The organism is Inquilinus sp. OTU3971 (assembly GCF_038440215.1).
Window position 1 is genome coordinate 1 of the sequence record NZ_JASATH010000176.1, and the last position, 17,403, is coordinate 17,403.

Sequence of the window (17,403 nt, forward strand, 5' to 3'; positions counted from 1 at the left end):
ATTGCGTGGGTATGGTGCGCGCTCCCCCGGGGCGGCCGGGCCCGGCCCGGCGGGCGGATCGGCGATTACTCGTCGATGCCCTTGGTGCCGCGGCGCTTCAGATACTTATCCCAGTAGAAATCGTCGGCATTGGCGGCCGTCACCACCGCGTAGCCGTTGTCGATGAACGGGATCGCCATCGGGTTCCGGCCGGCGCCCTTGGCGTCGTTCATCGGGTCGATCAGGTCGGGATGGGCGGCGAGGTACAGCGCCATGAAGCCCATATAGCCCTGCATGCCCTGGTTCGGGTTGACCGAGCCGAAGACCTGGCCGGCCTTGATCATGTCGAGGATCTTGGCGTTCACGTCGGCGGTCATGACCTTGATCTTGCCGCCGAGCTCGACGCTGGCCTGGGCGGCGCCGAGGGCCGAGTTCGCCTCCGGCATGAACAGCGCGCCGAGATTGGGGTTGGCCTGGGCCATCGACAGCACGGCCTGGTAGGCCTTGTTCGGGTCCTGGTTCGAGGCGGCGCGGGCGACCAGCTTCATGTCCGGCCACTTCTCCTCCATCCGCTTGATGAAGGCGGCGACGCGGCGGTCGTGGTTGTCCTGGCCCGGATTCTCCAGCACGCCGTATTCGCCCTTGCCGCCCATCGCCTCGGCCACGGCGTCGGCCGCGCCCTTGCCCTCGAGGTCGTTGTTCGAGGTGATGAAGGCGGTGCGGTTCGAGTTCGGCGAATCCGCGGCGAAGGTGACGATCGCCGTGCCCTGCTCGATCGCGCGGTTGATCGGCTCGATGAACGGGTCGGAGTTCATCGGATGCACCAGGATGCCCTTGGGCTGGCGGGCCAGGATCTGGTCGAAGCTGGCGATCTGCTTGGTGACGTCGTAGTCGGGCGTGCCGGTGTAGATGGTCTCGCAGCCCATCTGTTTGCCGGCCTGCTTGAACATCTCGTAGACCGGGAACCAGTACTCGACGCCCGAGACCATCACGTTCATGGCGTAGAGCTCGCCGGGTTCGCAGCGGAACGGCTCGGCCGCGCCGGCCGGGGCGGCGGACAGCATGGCCGCAAGGGCGGCGCCCGCCAGGATCCGGGTACGCAAATTCGTCATCTCTCGTCCTCCCTAGCTCCGGCAGCGGCATCCGCGGCCGGTTGTTGATGTATATTTCAATGACTGAAATTTCTTCCCTTCAACAAAGCGGGCTTTGCTGGCGGCGTCAAGCGGTTTGTCGGAGGACAACGAAAAAGGGGCGCGCCGACGGAACCGGCGCGCCCCTTGGGACGACGGAAGGATGGTGATCAGGCGGGCTGAGGGATGCGGGCGATGACCTTAATCTCGAAATCGAAGCCCGCCAGCCAGTTCACGCCCACCGCGGTCCAGTTCGGGTAGGGCGGCTCGCCGATCGCCTTCAGCCGGATCGGGGCGATCGTCTCCCACTGCGCGGCCGGGTCGGTGTGGAAGGTGGTGACGTCGATGACGTCGTCGAAGGTGCAGCCGGCGGCCTTCAGCACGGAAGCGAGATTGTCGAAGGCGAGTTGGACCTGCTTGGCGAAATCCGGCTCGGGCGACCCGTCCTCGCGGCTGCCGACCTGACCCGAGACGAACAGAAGGTCGCCCGAGCGGATCGCCGCTGAATAACGGTTCATCTCGTACAGAGCCTGCCGTCCGGCAGGGAAGATCGCATCGCGTCTGGCCATCGTGTCACTCCTATGCAGGCGAGGCAGGCCGGACCACCCTGCCGTGGCGACGATCGCCCGGCTTCAGGGTTGAGGCCCGCTGACCGGGACGATCATTCACATACGTCCCGTATGTCGCCATATCGTGACATACGCCACGTATGTCAATATGCATACGCGACGTATGTCTCTGCGAAGCGGGTGGGTTGAGGTCGGGTCGCTTCCTTCGGCCAGAGCTGACAGGATGTCGAGCGGCGGCGAGGCGTTCCATCACCCCTGACCACCGCTCATCGAGAGTGCCTGCGGGACGATACCTGACGGCCAACCGGCATCGTGCGGAGCGGCGGAGCCATCGCCAGCCCCGCTACAATCCTCTTCGTGAAGCCAAGCGCCCGACGCGACCTCAGGATGTCCATCCGACCGTATCCGAAGGTGGGCCTGCTGCAGGCGGCCTGATCGGCGAACGGGGATTCCGCCATCCCCGCTCCAGCCCACGTCCGGCTCGGTGCGGACCGGTCCGCGCGATGCCTCTGGAGGCCGCTTCGTCCCCAAAGCCGACCTACGATGGGCCTCCTGGTCGCTCGGAAGCGGACATCCGCGACCGGACGGTCGCGATCCAATCGCGTCGAGCGACATCGCTCCAAACCGCTGGCGCGACACCGAGTGGAGCCTCCGCGAAAAGTCGGCCTTCGACACTATGGACAACGAGAAAATAATCTAAGAAGATGAGAATATATGTTTCGCCTCTGACAAAACGATTGGAAGATTTTCTTAAGACCATTGATGATTTTCTGAAAATGATCCCGACCCCATGCGCAAACATGTAACCCTATGCAATTGACGAAGAGACATGGGATTGTGCTGCAGCTACGCCGAGAGGAGTAGCGACGCCGATAATATTTCGGAGTAAGTTGAGTTCGGAGGAGCAGCCATGCGCCGGCGTCTCGCGGTTGCTATCGTCTTGGCATGCGCCCTCAGCTTCCAAGCTCAGGCGGAAGTTCTGATCGGGTCCGCAGGCCCAATGACTGGGAAACTCACCTGGATCGGAGAGCAAATGCAACGGGGCGCGGAGCTGGCGGTCCGCGATGTCAATGTCGACGGCGGCGTGCTCGGCCAGAAAGTACGGCTGGTCATTGCCGATGACTTCTGTGATCCCGAGCAAGCGACTGCAGCGGCCCGGAAGCTCGTGGCAGACGGAGTGGTCTTCGTCGTCGGGCATTATTGCTCCGGGGCCTCGATCCCGGCGTCGGAAATCTACGCCGCGGCAGGGGTACTGCAGATTTCACCGGGTTCGACCAATCCACGTCTGACGGAGCTGGGCCACGCCAATGTATTCCGGGTGATCGGGCGCGACGACGCGCAGGGGGCGGTCGCAGGGGCGTTTCTGGCCGAGCGCTGGAGTGGCAAGAAGATTGCGATCCTTCACGACAACACGACCTACGGCAAGGGCCTTGCCGAGGAAACCAGGAGGTGGCTGAACAGCCACGGCCTGAACGAAGCGATCTACCTTCAGTACGAACCCGGCAAGAGCGATTACGCAGCCGAGGTTGCAGGGCTTCAGGCAGCCGGTGTGGGCGTGGTCTATGTCGGCGGGTATCACACCGAGGTGGCGCTCATGGCCAGCGCCGCACGCGACCGTGGTTATCCGGTTCAATTCATATCCGGCGATGCTATGGCAACCGAGGAGCTGGCGTTGATCGCGGGTCCCGCAGCAGAAGGCATACTGTTCACGTTTGCCCCAGACCCTCGCCGCAACGCCGAAGCCGCTTCTGTGGTAGCAAGGTTTCGTGTGGAGGATTATGAGCCCTACGCCTACACACTCCTTACCTACGGCGCTGTCCAGGTCTGGACTCAAGCGGTCGCTAAGGCTGGTTCACTTGAACTTTCAAAGGTGATCACAGCGCTCCGAGAAAACGAGTATTCGACCGTGCTCGGGCCGATCGCCTTTGACCGCAAAGGCGATCTCAGGAGGCAAAACTGGGTATGGTATGTCTGGAGAAATGGGGAATACGCACCTCTGAACTAGAATTCGTAGACGTCTGGCGCGGCCATTCAGACTAAAGAGAATCTCGCGGGGTCCGCAATGGCCGTTCAGGATTGGCTTCAATGTTTGAACGCCTCGGTGTACGCGGTCGACTGCTGTTCGCCTTCTTCGCCTTGAGCGCGATCAGCATGCTGTCGACCGCTGCCGCGATCTACGCTCATCTGGAGGTCGGTTCCGTCATCGAGCGCATCACGCAGCGCCGGGTGCCCTCCGCGCTCGCCGCTCTCCAGTTGTCTCGCCAGGCCGAGCGGGTTGCCGCCGCGGCGCCTTCCTTGCTTGGCGCGACCACCAAGTCGAAGCATGCCGAGATCTCGGATGCCGTCTCGATTGAGGTGGCGCGGCTCGAAGAGCTTCTCAGGTCGCTGAGCGGCACAACGCTCGGCAGCGACTCGATCGCCGAGATCGAAAATGCCGTTCGCGGCCTGGCGCGGAATCTCGAGACCCTCAAGGATCTCGTCGAGTCAAGGCTAAAGCTCGTCGAGCGAAAGGAGGAGCTGTTGCGGCGGCTGTCGGTCACGACGACTGCGAGCGTGCGCCTGCTGGCCGCCGGCATTCTTGTGGTGACTTCGAAGGTCTCTGGATGGCGCGAGGCTGCCACCGATTTAACGATGTCGCCGGAAGTACGGGCCGCAGCCGCAGAGAGTGCTGTGCAGGCGATCGCAGACTATCTCCCGCAGCAGAAAGCGCAGCAAGAGATTGCGGCCATCAACGAATTGCTGCTGAGGGCCGCCAACTCGTCCTCGCCGGGTGATCTCGCCCTCATCGCTTTCCCACTGCAGCGGTCCCTCGGCACCCTCGACGCAGTGGCCCCGGAGATCGAAACGCGGCTGCAAACCCGCTTTCGTCAGCGATCGGAGGAGTTCAAGGCGCTGGTTGCAGGCCACAGCAGCATCCCGGCCGCCCGTGGGGATGAACTGGCCATCTTGGCCAATGGCGAGCAGGTGGTGGCCGAAAATGAGCGGCTGTCACGCGAGTTGACAGCTGCGGTCGACCGGCTGGTCACGGCCGCTGACCATGACATCGCCCAGGCGGGGCGGGAAACGGCGACGGTACAGACCTTTGGAACGGGAGTCGTTCTCGGCTCCGCCGTTCTAACCCTCATCGGCTCCATCCTGATCGTCTGGCTCTACGTGGATCGCAGCCTTCTGGCGCGGCTTTCGTCCCTCAGCCAAAGCATGATTGCCATCGCCGGCGGTAACCTTCGAGCCCCCCTGCCCAGCGCGGCCGACGACGAGATCGGCCGCATGGCCAAGGCGCTTCGGCTTTTCCGAGACACTGCGATTGAAGTCGAGGAGAAAAATTTGCACGAGGTGGCCGAAGCCCGTCAGCGCCTGATCGATGCGATTGAAAGTATTTCCGAGGGTTTCGCTCTCTACGATAAGGAAGATAGGCTTGTCGTCTGCAACAGTCGATATCGCGAAATTCTCTACCCCGGCATGAGTGATGCCGTCGCCTCCGGCGCACGCTTCGAGGCGATTATCCGAGCGGCTGTGCAGCATACCCTTATAGAGGATGCAATTGGTCGGGAGGAAGAATGGATCGCCAAGAGGGTGGAGGCGCATCGCAATCCGACCGGGACGTTCGTTCAGCGGCGCAGCCCGGATCGCTGGATCCAAATCAGTGAACGCCGGATTTCCGGTGGCGGCACCGTTGCGGTCTACTCGGATATCACCGAGTTGAAACGTCGGGAGCAGGATCTGTCTGAAAAATCGACGGCGCTTGAAGCACTCTCGAGTAAACTTGCCAAATATCTCGCGCCGCAGGTCTACAGTTCGATCTTCAGCGGACGCCAGGATGTCAGAATCGAGAGTCAGCGAAAGAAGCTGACGATCTGTTTTTCGGATATAGCTGGATTTACGGAAACGACCGACAGAATGGAATCCGAGGAGCTCACGCAGCTTCTCAATCAGTATCTGACCGAAATGTCGAAGATCGCGTTGGCCTTCAGCGCCACGATCGACAAGTATGTCGGCGATGCCATACTGATGTTCTTCGGCGATCCCGAGACACGCGGCGTAAGGGAGGATGCCATCGCCGGTGTCTCAATGGCGCTTGCCATGCAGAAGCGAATGACCGAGCTCGGTGAAACTTGGCGGGACATCGGAATAGAGACGCCGCTGCGCTGCCGGATCGGTGTCCATACCGACTACTGCACGGTCGGGAACTTCGGCAGCGAAGATCGGATGGACTACACGATCATCGGCGGCGCCGTGAATCTCGCCGCACGGCTCGAACAGGAAGCAGCCCCCGGATCCATCCTCATCTCCTATGAGACGTTCGCGCAGGTTAAGGGACTGATACACTGCGAGGAGGTGGGACACGTCCGCGTCAAAGGAATCGCCTATCCAGTTGCAACCTATCGCGTGGTCGACTTCAAAGCCAATCTAGAGGCGGGTTGCCGAGCAATTCGAGCGGAGTTTCCACATTTGCGGTTGCAGATGGAGCCCGAGCTCATGTCAACCGACGAGCGCGAGCAGGCTGCGGCAGCCCTTCGTGAGGCACTCGACCGGATTGGTCGGTAGACGCGCGTGCCGCTTGAGCACGCCGTAGCCGCTGGCAGATGGTCAGGGCCGCTAGTGCGACATCAGAACCGGTATCGACGCATTGTGGATCAGATCCTGGCTCACGCCGCCGAACAGGCGTTCAAACAACGGGGAATGGCCGTAGGCACCGGCGACGATGAGGTCCGCTCCCTGCCGGTCAAGGCAGGAGAATAGGGCGTCCAGCAACGAATTGTCGCCTGTATCCGGCCAGGTGAATAGCTCGGCATCGATACCGTGCCGGCGAAGATGGTCCGTCATCAGGCCTGGTGCCGATTCCATCTGGTCGGCTGGCGGCGCGAACTCGAACAGCGTCACCTTCTCGGCGCGAGACAGAAGCGGCAGCGCGTCATGAGCGGCGCGGGTCGCCTCGCGGCTCGCATTCCAGGCGAGAACGATGTTCCGGCCCACGGGCTGCGGTTGCCAATTGGGCGGGAGCACGATGAGGGGCACCCCCGCCGAGAGCAGGACATCCTGGGGAACCGCGGGCAAGACGACTTCCGCGTTGGTCTCGTGGCGCTGGGTGGCAATGACCAGATCGGCGAAATGTGCATAGAACGCCTTCCAGCTGCCGGCGGAGCGATCAGCGGCTCGGAACTCGCCATCGAGATGGGCGCTGTTCAGTCGGGTGTGGAACAGGTCCTGAAGGCCGGTCGCCTGATCCTTCCATCGCCCCTCGAACGCCGCCGGCGTGCTGACGTCGACGCCGAGCAGCCTCGTCCCATGTTCCTGGGCGAGAGAGATCGCGAGGTCGAGGCGCGCCGGGGTGTCGCTCGTTGCATCGAGGAACACCAGAATGTCCTTGTAAGGCATTGGGCCTCCCTGGCCGGCCGGTGCCGGCACTTGGCTTGAGGCATGCACCACTCGTCCGAGAGCGGACCAAGTCGCACTCCAGGACTGATATATGGCAATGGCCTCGGGTGCATTCATCTGGTCAATTGGCAACCGTTGGCTTATCGGTGAGCTGAAGCGAGGTGCGGCGCGGTCGGTCTGATCTCGTCTGCCCGCGTTCTCACTAACTGCGCGCATCGCTTCAGGCATCGGATGGCCGCCATTCTCACCGCACATCAGCTATGGAATCGACGGCCACCCTCCCGAAGGTCCGGTCATCACCCTTTCCGGACCGTCGCTGGCGAGTGAGGCGCTGTCCAGAAGCGGGGGGCCCATCATCCAACAGCGCGCGCCCGGCTATACTATACGAGCGGCGAGCCGGCCGCGCATCCGCCGGAGGTCCGGCTGCGCAGCTCCCGCCCAATCAGTAAACACAATGTTCATTGCGCGAGCTCACGCGACTTGTTCATGATACGTTCCATGAAGGAGATCCCTGCCGATTTCGACCCCCGGGCCTATGGCCGCGGCTGCGCACTGCAGCAGTGCGAGATGCTCTCGCGCCTGACCGAGATCGGCATGCAGCTGGCCGAGGCGGCCGGTGCCCGCGCCCTCGCCCCGGGGACTCGGGCTTCGGTTCAGGCCGAGGTCCCGGCTGCAGACGGGGCGGCTGAGGCGTCGGACGGGCACCCCCCGGCGGCTCAGCCCCCGGCTGCGGCCGGAGATCCCGGTCTCGCCTTCGCCCGCTACGCCCATCTGGTGCGCCAGACCCTGGCCCAGCGCGCCCGCGCCGTGAAGGACCTCTGCGCCCGCGACGGCGGCCGCGAGGCTCGCCGCGCCCGCCACCGGGAGGAGGTCGAGACTCAGATCGGTCACCTGGTCTGGAGCGATGTCGAGGACCGCGGCCGCGCCGGCGGCGGCGCACGCCGTTGCCGCTGACCCAGCCCTTTGCGCCGGTGACCGCGCCGAACGATCTGTGGGGGATCGACTTCAAGGGGTGGTTCCGGACCGGCGACGGGGTGCGCTGCGATCCGCTGACCCTGAGCGATGCCGACAGCCGGTTCCTGCTGGTCTGCCAGTCGGTGGAGCCGACCATCGAGGGGGTCGATCCGGTGACCGATGCCGCCTTCCACGAGTACGGCCTGCCGCTCGGCCTGCGGTCGGACAACGGCCCGCCCTTTGCTGGCAACGGCGCCGGCGGGCTGACCCGGCTGGCGGTCAAGTGGATCAAGCTCGGCATCCGCCTGGAGCGGATCGACCCCGGCGCGCCCGAGCAGAACGGCCGCCATGAGCGGATGCACGGCACGCTCAAGGCCGAGACCGCCAAGCCGCCGGCGGCAACTCCCGCCGCCCAGCAGGCGAGCTTCGACCGCTTCCGGCTGGAGTACAACCACCTGCGCCCGCACGAGGCGCTCGGCCAGGAGACCCCCGCCAGCCGCTACCGTAAAAGCCCGCGGTGCTACCCCGCCCGGATCGAAGAGCCTGCCTACGATGCCGAGCACGCGGTCCGGCGGGTCCGCTCCAACGGCGAGATCAAATGGGGCGGCACCCTGATCTTCGTCAGCGAGGCCCTGGTCGGCGAGCCGGTCGGCGTCGCCGAGACCGAGACCGGCGACTGGATCGTCCGCTTCGCCGACCACCCGGTCGGCCTCATCGGCCGCGGCACTCACAAGCTGCGCCCCATCGCGCCGGCCCGGCCGGGCCGGCGCGATCAGCGCTCTCAACAACACCGGAAACCTGTCAACGATGTATCCGGTCTATAGTGTCAACGATCTCTCCGGTTGCACAGTGGAAGGCTGCGTTCGCGAGTGCTGAGGGTTGGCGAAGCGGTGAATTCGCCGGCGGCTCACCCCGTGTCCGGCGGCTGCGGCTTGCGGCGGCCGGGAGCGGCGGAGCGGGGCTCGGGCTGATCCTCATCGTCCTCGCCGTCCTGCGACGGCAGGAAGCCCAGCTCCTCCATGGCCTCGTCGGCCATCTCGAGCCACTGCTGCACCCGCACCGGATAGCCCCAGCGCCGGCACAAGGCCGCCACCGCGACCTCCGCCCGGCTGGCCTCGATCAGCTCGACCACCTCCGGCCGCTCCAGCCGCTCGCTCAGCTCGTCGGCGCGGCGATCCTCCTCGCCCTCCTCGGACGATTCGTAAACCGCCGCCTGCATCGCCAGCTTCACCCGCAGCTCGTGCCAGTCCTCCTGCGCCGCCTCCCGCTTCGCCGCGGCCTTGCGCCGCTCCTCGGCCTGACGCGACAGCTTGTCCTTGAGCAGCAGGGTCAGCCGCACCGAACGCGCCACGGTGGCGATCCGCTGGCAATAGTCGGCGCCGGGCTGCGGCGCCTGCAGCGCCTCCCGCTGCGTCGCCCGCGCGATCGACATCTGGATCTCGAGCAGCTCCGCCACCACGCACAGATCCGCCGCCCGCTCCTCCTGGGGAGCGGCCGAGGCCTCCGAAACCGAAGCGGTCTGCGCCGTGTCCATGGAACATAGGATGAACAGACGCGGCAGTTAACACCATAGCGATCGCATTTTCGGAGACAAAACAACGCCGTACCGCCTTGGCACGATCGAGATCATTCGATCCTGCCTCCTCCGGCCCACGAAAAAGGGCCCCGTGAGGGGCCCTTTCCCAATTCAACTGTCGAGCAGCGGGGTCAGGCGTGGCCGGCCGGCGCGCCGCGGGTGACGGCGGTCAGCTTGGCCTGGGCCAGCTTCAGCGACCGCTCGGCCACCGCCTTGTCGCTGGGGGTCTTGGCGTCGGCCACGTCCTCCTCGGCGTCGCGCAGCTCCTGCTCGACCTTGGCGCGGTCCAGCGAGGCCACCGGCACCACCTCCTCGGCCAGCACGGTGCAGCGCTCCGGCGTCACCTCGGCGAAGCCGCCGGTGACGAACAGGCGGCTGGAGACGGCGCTGCGCTGCTCATAGACGTCGATCACGCCCGGCTGGACGGTCGACAGCATCGACATGTGCCCCTTCAGCACGCCGAAATAGCCGTCGCCACCGGGGACGACCACCATCTCGACCTGCTGCGCCACGAGCAGCTTCTCGGGCGAGACCAGTTCGAAGGCGAATTTCTCGGCCATGGATGTCCCCGGCTGCGATGCTGCTGGCGTCAGGCGGCTTCGGCGAGCTTCTTCGCCTTGGCGATGGCCTGGTCGATGGTGCCGACCATGTAGAAGGCCGCCTCCGGCAGGTGGTCGTAGTCGCCGTTGACGATGCCCTTGAAGCCGCGGACCGTCTCCTCGACCGGAACCAGCTCGCCCGGCGTGCCGGTGAACACCTCGGCGACGTGGAAGGGCTGGCTGAAGAAGCGCTGGATCTTCCGGGCGCGGGCCACGGTCAGCTTCTGCTCCTCGGTCAGCTCGTCCATGCCCAGGATGGCGATGATGTCCTGCAGCGCCTTGTATTCCTGCAGCGTGCGCTGCACGGCGCGGGCCACCTCGTAATGCTCCTGGCCGACGACGCGCGGGTCGAGGATGCGCGAGGTCGAGTCGAGCGGGTCCACCGCCGGGTAGATGCCCAGCTCGGAGATCGCGCGGCTCAGCACCGTGGTCGCGTCGAGATGCGAGAACGAGGTCGCCGGCGCCGGGTCGGTCAGGTCGTCGGCGGGCACGTAGATGGCCTGCACCGAGGTGATCGAGCCCTTGTTGGTCGAGGTGATGCGCTCCTGCAGCGCGCCCATGTCGGTCGACAGGGTCGGCTGGTAGCCCACCGCCGACGGGATGCGGCCGAGCAGCGCCGACACCTCGGCGCCCGCCTGGGTAAAGCGGAAGATGTTGTCGACGAAGAACAGCACGTCCTGGCCTTCGACGTCGCGGAAGTACTCCGCCACGGTCAGGCCCGACAGGCCGACGCGGGCACGGGCGCCCGGCGGCTCGTTCATCTGGCCGTAGACCAGCGCCACCTTCGAGTCGCCCTCGAAGTTGATGACCTTGGAGTCGATCATCTCGTGATAGAGGTCGTTGCCCTCACGGGTCCGCTCGCCCACGCCGGCGAAGACCGACACGCCGCCATGCGCCTTGGCGATGTTGTTGATCAGCTCCTGGATGGTCACCGTCTTGCCGACGCCGGCGCCGCCGAACAGGCCGATCTTGCCGCCCTTGGCGTAGGGGCTGATCAGGTCGACAACCTTGATGCCGGTGACCAGCATCTCGGCCTCGGTCGCCTGGTCGACGAAGTCCGGCGCCTGGCGGTGGATCGGCGAATGCAGCTTGGCGTTGATCGGGCCGCGCTCGTCGATCGGCTCGCCGATCACGTTCATGATGCGGCCGAGCGTCTCCGGGCCGACCGGCACCTGGATGGCGTTGCCGCTGTCCTGGACCTTGTTGCCGCGGACCAGGCCGTCGGTCGAGTCCATGGCGATGCAGCGCACGGTGTTCTCGCCGAGATGCTGCGCCACTTCGAGCACCAGCTTGCGATCGCCGATCTCGGTGGTCAGGGCGTTCAGAATGGCGGGCAGCTCGCCATCGAACTGGACGTCCACCACGGCGCCCAGAACCTGGCTGATGCGGCCGATGACGTTGCTTGCGGTCTGGGTCTCGACCATGGTGCTCACGCTCCTCGAACTGTCTTCAAGCGATCGGTGGATCAGAAAGGGGCCTTAGACGGCTTCGGCGCCCGAGATGATCTCGATCAGCTCCTTGGTGATGTAGGCTTGGCGGGTCCGGTTGTAGACCAGCGTCAGCCGCTTGATCATGTCGCCCGCGTTGCGCGTCGCATTGTCCATCGCGGTCATGCGCGCGCCCTGCTCGGAGGCGGCGGATTCGAGCAGCGCCTTGTAGATCTGGATCGCCAGGTTGCGCGGCAGCAGCTCCGCCAGGATCTGCTCCTCGCTCGGCTCGAACTCGTAGACGATGTTCGAGGCCGTGTCCTCGGCCACCGCCGGGAGCGCCACGGGCACCAGCTGCTGCACCGTGATGATCTGGGCGATCGCCGATTTGAACTTGTTGTAGACGACCGAGCAGACGTCGAAGTCGCCCGCCTCGAACATCGCCAGGATCCGGGTCGCGATGCCGTCGGCATCGGCGAAGCCCAGCTTCGGCCGGCCGATGTCGATGACGCTCTCGACGATCAGGTTGGCATGGTCGCGGCGCAGGCTGTCGCGGCCCTTGCGGCCGACGGTGAACAGCTTCACCGTCTTGCCCTTGCCCTGCAGCTCACGGATCTGCTTGCGCGTCTCGCGCAGCACCGTGGCGTTGAACGCCCCGGCCAGGCCGCGGTCGGAGGTGATGACCAGCAGCAGATGCACGTCGCTCTTGCCGGTGCCGGAAATCAGCTTCGGGCCCTGGCCCGCCGTCTTGGCGACGGCGGCCAGGCCGGTCAGCATCCGCTCCATCCGGTCGGCATAGGGCCGCCCGGCCTCGGCCTGATCCTGGGCGCGGCGCAGCTTCGACGCCGCGACCATCTTCATGGCCGCGGTGATCTTCTGCGTCGACTTGACGCTGGCGATCCGGTTCTTGAGGTCCTTCAACGACGGCATGGTGCCCTGCCTTCAATCGGTGTGGTGGGCCGAAACGGTGGGTTGGCCCGCCGATCAGACGAAGGTCTTGGCGTAGTTCGTGATGAAGGCGGACAGCTTCTCCTCGTTCGCCGGCGAGATCTGCTTCTCGTCGCGGATGCCTTCGAGGATCGCCTTGCCGTCGTCGCGCAGCGCGTCGAGCAGGCCCTTCTCGAAATCCTGCACCCGGTTGGTCGGGACGGTGTCGAGATGGCCGCGGACGCCGGCGAAGATCGACGCCACCTGCTCCTCGATCGGCAGCGGGCTGAACTGCGGCTGCTTCAAGAGCTCGGTCAGGCGCGCGCCGCGGGCCAGCAGCTTCTGGGTCGAGGCGTCGAGGTCCGACGCGAACTGGGCGAAGGCCTCCATCTCGCGGTACTGCGCGAGCTCGAGCTTGATGCGGCCGGCGACCTGCTTCATCGCCTTGACCTGGGCGGCGGAGCCGACGCGGCTGACCGACAGGCCGACATTGATGGCCGGGCGGACGCCCTTATAGAACAGGCCGGTCTCGAGGAAGATCTGGCCGTCGGTGATCGAGATCACGTTGGTCGGGATGTAGGCCGAGACGTCGCCGGCCTGGGTCTCGATGATCGGCAGCGCGGTCAGCGAGCCGTTGCCGTGCTCGTCGTTCATCTTGGCCGCGCGCTCCAGCAGGCGGCTGTGCAGGTAGAACACGTCGCCCGGATAGGCCTCGCGGCCCGGCGGGCGGCGCAGCAGCAGCGACATCTGGCGGTAGGCCACGGCCTGCTTGGACAGATCGTCATAGATGATCAGCCCGTGCATGCCGTTGTCGCGGAAGAACTCGCCCATCGCGGCGCCGGTGTAGGGCGCCAGGAACTGCAGCGGCGCCGGCTCGGACGCGGTGGCGGCGACGACGATGGTGTATTCCAGCGCGCCGTATTCCTCGAGCGTCTTGACGATCTGGGCGACCGTCGAGCGCTTCTGGCCGATCGCGACGTAGATGCAGTAGAGCTTCTGGCTCTCGTCGCCGGACTTGTTGATCTCGCGCTGGTTCAGGATGGTGTCGATGGCGACGGCGGTCTTGCCGGTCTGGCGGTCGCCGATGATCAGCTCGCGCTGGCCGCGGCCGACGGGAGTCAGCGCGTCGATCGACTTCAGGCCGGTCTGCATCGGCTCATGCACCGACTTGCGCGGGATGATGCCCGGGGCCTTGACCTCGACGCGGCTCATCTTGGCGTCCGTGATCGGGCCCTTGCCGTCGATCGGGTTGCCCAGCGCGTCGACCACGCGGCCCAAGAGGCCGCGGCCGACCGGGACCTCGACGATGGCGCCGGTGCGCTTGACCGTATCGCCTTCCTTGATGTCGCGGTCCTCGCCGAAGATCACGATGCCGACATTGTCGGTCTCGAGGTTCAGCGCCATGCCCTTGATGCCGCCCGGGAACTCGACCATCTCGCCCGCCTGGACGTTGTCGAGCCCGTAGACGCGGGCGACGCCGTCACCGACCGACAGCACCTGGCCGACCTCGGCCACGTCGGCCTCGGTCCCGAAATTGGCGATCTGATCCTTGATGATCGCAGAGATTTCGGCGGCACGGATGTCCATCAGACGGTTCCCTTCATCGCGAGCTGCAGCTTGGCCAGTTTCGTGCGCAGGGAGCTGTCGACCATGCGCGAGCCGACTTTGACGATCATCCCGCCGAGCAGCGCGGGATCGATTTTGACATTGACCTGGACCTTGGCGCCCATGGCCTTTTTGAGCTGGTCGACCAGCGCCTCGGTCTGGCGGTCGGTCAGCGCCGCGGCGGCGGTGACGTCGGCCGTGACCTCGCCGCGGCGGCGGGCCAGCTCGGCCAGGAAGGCGTCGATCATGGCGTCGAGGGCGAACAGGCGGCGGTTGCGCGCCACCAGGCCGATGAAGCGGCGCACCAGGTCGGACACGCCCGCCCGCTCCAGCACCGCGGCCATCGCCTTGCCCTGCGCGTCGCGGGACAAGAGCGGGCTGCGGACCAGACGGCGCAGATCCTCGCTCTCGGCCAGGGCTGTCTTCAGGCCGCGCAGGTCGTCCGCGGTCTGGTCGAGCGCCTTGCCCTCGTCGGCGAGTGCGTAGAGCGCCGTCGCGTAGCTGGATGCGAGGCCGGAAATCCCTGAGCCTGTGGCTGCCACCGATCGTCCCTCGATCGTTGTTGTCGACCGTGGCAGGAGGCCACGACCACCGAAAGTTCGGGGGGCTCTATCGCACAACAGAGGGCTGTCCGAGGCCCACCCCTTACGCTCGGCGCGCCGTCATCTAACATAGCGGTAGGGGGTGCGCAACCGGCATGGAGGCGGGTTTTTCACGGCGGAGTGCCGGATGTAGACTGGCGCGAGCGATTCGCATCCTCCGGAGGCCGGAATGCCGCACGACCATTCTCCTGGGTCCGACTCCGGCGATGATCATGCGGCGCATGACCACGGGCCGGGCCATGCCCACCATCACGGCATGCCGGACGGGGCGGATGGCGAGCGGCGCCTGCTGATCGCGCTGGCCATCACCGCCGGCTTCATGCTGGTCGAGGCGGCGGGCGGCTGGATCGCCAATTCCCTGGCCCTCCTGGCCGATGCCGGCCACATGCTGACCGATGCGGCGGCGCTGGCCCTGGCCTGGCTGGCGGCACGGATGGCGCGGCGGCCGCGCGACGCCCGGCGCAGCTACGGCTACGGAAGGGTGCAGGTGCTGGCCGCCTTCGCCAACGGCATCGTGCTGCTGGCCGTGGTCGTCGCCATCGTGGTCGAGGCCGCCGGCCGGCTGGCCGCGCCGGCGCCGGTCGAGGGCGGGCTGATGATCGGCGTCGCCGCGGCCGGGCTGGTGGCCAACCTGGTCGCCTTCCGGGTGCTGCAGGGCGGCGACCGCGGCAATCTGAACCTGCGCGGCGCGGCGCTGCATGTGATGGGCGACCTGCTCGGCTCGGTCGGCGCGCTCGCCGCCGGCGCCGTGATCCTACTGACCGGCTGGACCCCGATCGACCCGATCCTGTCGGTGCTGGTGTCGCTGCTGGTGCTGCGCAGCGCCTGGGCGATCCTGCGCGAATCCGGCCATGTGCTGGTGGAGGGGTCGCCCGGCGGGATCGACGAGGCGGCGCTGAGCGCGGCGATCCTGGCCGAGGTGCATGAGGTGATCGACGTGCATCACGTCCATGCCTGGACCCTGACACCGGACCGGCCGCTGGTGACCCTGCACGCCCGGCTCCGCGAGGGCGCCGATTCCGATCAGGCGATCGGCGCGGTGACCCGCCTGCTGCGCGATCGCTTCGGCGTCGACCACGCCACGGTGCAGGCCGAATTCGAGATCTGCGCCGACCTGGCGCACACGCCGCGACACTAGGCGCCCGCACGTCGCGGCGACGCCGCGACACGAGGCGCAACGCGTCGTAACGCAAAAGCGCAAACGACAGTTCACCTTTTTGCTCGAAAGCGGTAATTATTCGACATACTACCGTGTATTTGATGTCGCCCATGGCCCGGCTGTCCCGGGCAGCGGGCCCGGAAAGGTGATGATGGGCCATAATGGAGCTTTAGCCCGCGACGCGGACCCGATGTCGATCTGCCGCAACGTGACGGTCGCGGGGCGGCGGACCAGCGTCCGCATGGAAGTGGTGTTCTGGGACGGGCTGATGGAGATCTGCGCGCGCGAGCAGATCGGTCTGAACGAGATCTGCACCCGCATCGACGCCGCCCGCAAGGGCAGCGGCCTGACCGGGGCGCTGCGGGTCTTCGTCCTGTGCTATTTCCGTGAGCTGACGCGCCGGCCGGCATCGGTGCAGCCGCCGGTCCACGCCTCGGTCCAGACCCCGCCAGCACTGCTGGTCGCGGCGCTGGAAGGCGTGATCGGGGCGCGGGCGTAGACCGCAGGCCGGGTCCGCCGCGGCGAACCCGGCATCGTCACCGAACCTCAGACGAGACCGTCCCAGTTCAGCCGTTCCACCGCGGCCACCGGCCGCAGCCGGTGCCGTTCGGCGGCGGCGGCCAGCTTGTGGGCGTCCGGCCGGCCGGACGCGCTGTCGCGCAGCTCGGCGCCGTGGATGCCGCCGATCACGAACAGCCCGTCGATCCCGGCCGCGGCCGCGCCGGCCATGTCGGTGTGGAAGCTGTCGCCGATCGCCAGCACCCGCGCCGGGTCGGGCCGGCCCAGCAGCTCGAAGCAGCGGCGATAGACCGGCGGGTGCGGCTTGCCGTGATAGAACACCTGGCCGCCCAGCGTCTCGTAGTGCTGCGCCAGGGCGCCGGCGCAGATCTGCATCCGGCCGCCGACGATGACGACGATGTCCGGGTTGGCGCAGATCATCGGCAGGCGGCGGGCCGCCGCGGCCTTCAGCAGCGGGGCATGGTCCTCGACCCGCTCCTCCGGGTCGTCGATGCCGGTGTTCAGCACGAAGTCGGCATCGGCCAGGTCGTCGACCCGGACGACGTCGTCGACGCCCTCATAGACATCGGCGTCGCGGTCGGGGCCGAGATGCAGGAAGCGCTCGCCCAGCGCCTGGTGGAAGTCGTCGTCGCGCTCCGCCAGCGCCAGATGCGCCGCCTCGCCCGAGGACAGGATGGCGTCCCAGCACTCCTCCGGCACGCCGATCTGGGCCAGGCGCTGCACCACGGACCCGACCCGGCGCGGCGCGTTCGACAGCAGGCAGACCTGCTTGCCGTCGCCGCGCAGCCGCTGTAGGCAGTCGATCACGCCGGGATAGGGCGTGACCCCGTCATGCACCACGCCCCACAGGTCGACGATGAAGGCGTCGTAGCGGTCGCGGATCGCGGCGACGCCGTCGAGGATCGGAATGTTCTCGGTCATCCGTGCTGGCCTGTTGGTCCCATTCCGGTCTTGTGCCATGGAGCGACGGGGGGGGGCCCC

Annotated in this window: 16 protein-coding genes; 6 read left to right on the plus strand and 10 right to left on the minus strand. The window is 66.4% G+C overall.

What is annotated here, in order from left to right; all coding sequences use genetic code 11:
- Positions 1 to 65: 65 nt before the first annotated feature.
- Positions 66 to 1,091 carry a substrate-binding domain-containing protein gene (locus tag AAHM41_RS31530; RefSeq protein WP_342240594.1) on the minus strand — a complete coding sequence of 342 codons (1,026 nt, stop codon included), beginning with the start codon at positions 1,089 to 1,091 and terminating at the stop codon, positions 66 to 68.
- Positions 1,092 to 1,279: 188 nt separating this feature from the next.
- Positions 1,280 to 1,678, minus strand: a complete 399-nt coding sequence (locus AAHM41_RS31535; RefSeq protein WP_342240595.1) for a RidA family protein — start codon at positions 1,676 to 1,678, stop codon at positions 1,280 to 1,282.
- Between the two features lie 910 nt (positions 1,679 to 2,588).
- Between AAHM41_RS31535 and AAHM41_RS31540 the strand changes: the two genes are divergently transcribed.
- Positions 2,589 to 3,683: a branched-chain amino acid ABC transporter substrate-binding protein gene (locus AAHM41_RS31540; protein WP_342240596.1), complete on the plus strand. Its 1,095-nt coding sequence runs from the start codon at positions 2,589 to 2,591 to the stop codon at positions 3,681 to 3,683.
- Positions 3,684 to 3,763: 80 nt separating this feature from the next.
- Positions 3,764 to 6,223, plus strand: a complete 2,460-nt coding sequence (locus AAHM41_RS31545; protein ID WP_342240597.1) for a PAS-domain containing protein — start codon at positions 3,764 to 3,766, stop codon at positions 6,221 to 6,223.
- 51 nt (positions 6,224 to 6,274) lie between these two features.
- Here the strand turns inward: AAHM41_RS31545 and AAHM41_RS31550 are convergent, their stop codons facing one another.
- Positions 6,275 to 7,054 carry a universal stress protein gene (locus tag AAHM41_RS31550; protein WP_342240598.1) on the minus strand — a complete coding sequence of 260 codons (780 nt, stop codon included), beginning with the start codon at positions 7,052 to 7,054 and terminating at the stop codon, positions 6,275 to 6,277.
- Positions 7,055 to 7,552: 498 nt separating this feature from the next.
- Here AAHM41_RS31550 and AAHM41_RS31555 point away from each other — a divergent pair, with 498 nt between their 5' ends.
- On the plus strand, positions 7,553 to 8,008 hold the full coding sequence (locus tag AAHM41_RS31555) for a hypothetical protein (protein WP_342240599.1): 456 nt from the start codon (positions 7,553 to 7,555) through the stop codon (positions 8,006 to 8,008).
- The gene (locus AAHM41_RS31560) at positions 7,999 to 8,832 is read left to right on the plus strand and encodes an integrase core domain-containing protein (protein WP_342240600.1); all 834 of its coding nucleotides are present in this window, start codon (positions 7,999 to 8,001) and stop codon (positions 8,830 to 8,832) included. The genes AAHM41_RS31555 and AAHM41_RS31560 overlap by 10 nt, the downstream gene beginning before the upstream one ends.
- A gap of 83 nt (positions 8,833 to 8,915) precedes the next feature.
- Here the strand turns inward: AAHM41_RS31560 and AAHM41_RS31565 are convergent, their stop codons facing one another.
- The 6 genes from AAHM41_RS31565 to AAHM41_RS31590 form a co-directional block, all read right to left on the minus strand.
- The gene (locus AAHM41_RS31565) at positions 8,916 to 9,542 is read right to left on the minus strand and encodes a hypothetical protein (RefSeq protein WP_342240601.1); all 627 of its coding nucleotides are present in this window, start codon (positions 9,540 to 9,542) and stop codon (positions 8,916 to 8,918) included.
- A 173-nt stretch (positions 9,543 to 9,715) separates the two neighbouring features.
- Complete coding sequence (locus AAHM41_RS31570) at positions 9,716 to 10,144, minus strand: F0F1 ATP synthase subunit epsilon (RefSeq protein ID WP_342240602.1); 429 nt, start codon at positions 10,142 to 10,144, stop codon at positions 9,716 to 9,718.
- A 29-nt stretch (positions 10,145 to 10,173) separates the two neighbouring features.
- Positions 10,174 to 11,607 (minus strand): F0F1 ATP synthase subunit beta, encoded by a 1,434-nt coding sequence (atpD, locus tag AAHM41_RS31575; RefSeq protein ID WP_342240603.1) that lies wholly within the window; start codon positions 11,605 to 11,607, stop codon positions 10,174 to 10,176.
- Between the two features lie 54 nt (positions 11,608 to 11,661).
- On the minus strand, positions 11,662 to 12,540 hold the full coding sequence (locus tag AAHM41_RS31580) for a F0F1 ATP synthase subunit gamma (RefSeq protein ID WP_342240604.1): 879 nt from the start codon (positions 12,538 to 12,540) through the stop codon (positions 11,662 to 11,664).
- A 54-nt stretch (positions 12,541 to 12,594) separates the two neighbouring features.
- On the minus strand, positions 12,595 to 14,124 hold the full coding sequence (atpA, locus tag AAHM41_RS31585; protein WP_342240605.1) for a F0F1 ATP synthase subunit alpha: 1,530 nt from the start codon (positions 14,122 to 14,124) through the stop codon (positions 12,595 to 12,597).
- A complete protein-coding gene (locus AAHM41_RS31590; RefSeq protein ID WP_342240606.1) occupies positions 14,124 to 14,684 on the minus strand; it encodes a F0F1 ATP synthase subunit delta in 561 nt (186 codons plus the stop codon). Before AAHM41_RS31590 ends, atpA begins: the two co-directional genes overlap by 1 nt.
- Before the next feature lie 229 nt (positions 14,685 to 14,913).
- Between AAHM41_RS31590 and AAHM41_RS31595 the strand changes: the two genes are divergently transcribed.
- Both AAHM41_RS31595 and AAHM41_RS31600 read left to right on the plus strand, forming a co-directional pair.
- Positions 14,914 to 15,882 (plus strand): cation diffusion facilitator family transporter, encoded by a 969-nt coding sequence (locus AAHM41_RS31595; protein ID WP_342240607.1) that lies wholly within the window; start codon positions 14,914 to 14,916, stop codon positions 15,880 to 15,882.
- A 211-nt stretch (positions 15,883 to 16,093) separates the two neighbouring features.
- A complete protein-coding gene (locus tag AAHM41_RS31600; RefSeq protein ID WP_342240608.1) occupies positions 16,094 to 16,402 on the plus strand; it encodes a ribbon-helix-helix domain-containing protein in 309 nt (102 codons plus the stop codon).
- A gap of 47 nt (positions 16,403 to 16,449) precedes the next feature.
- On the opposite strand, the gene AAHM41_RS31605 is transcribed toward AAHM41_RS31600, so the two are convergent.
- Positions 16,450 to 17,343, minus strand: a complete 894-nt coding sequence (locus AAHM41_RS31605; RefSeq protein ID WP_342240609.1) for a TIGR01459 family HAD-type hydrolase — start codon at positions 17,341 to 17,343, stop codon at positions 16,450 to 16,452.
- Positions 17,344 to 17,403: the final 60 nt, after the last annotated feature.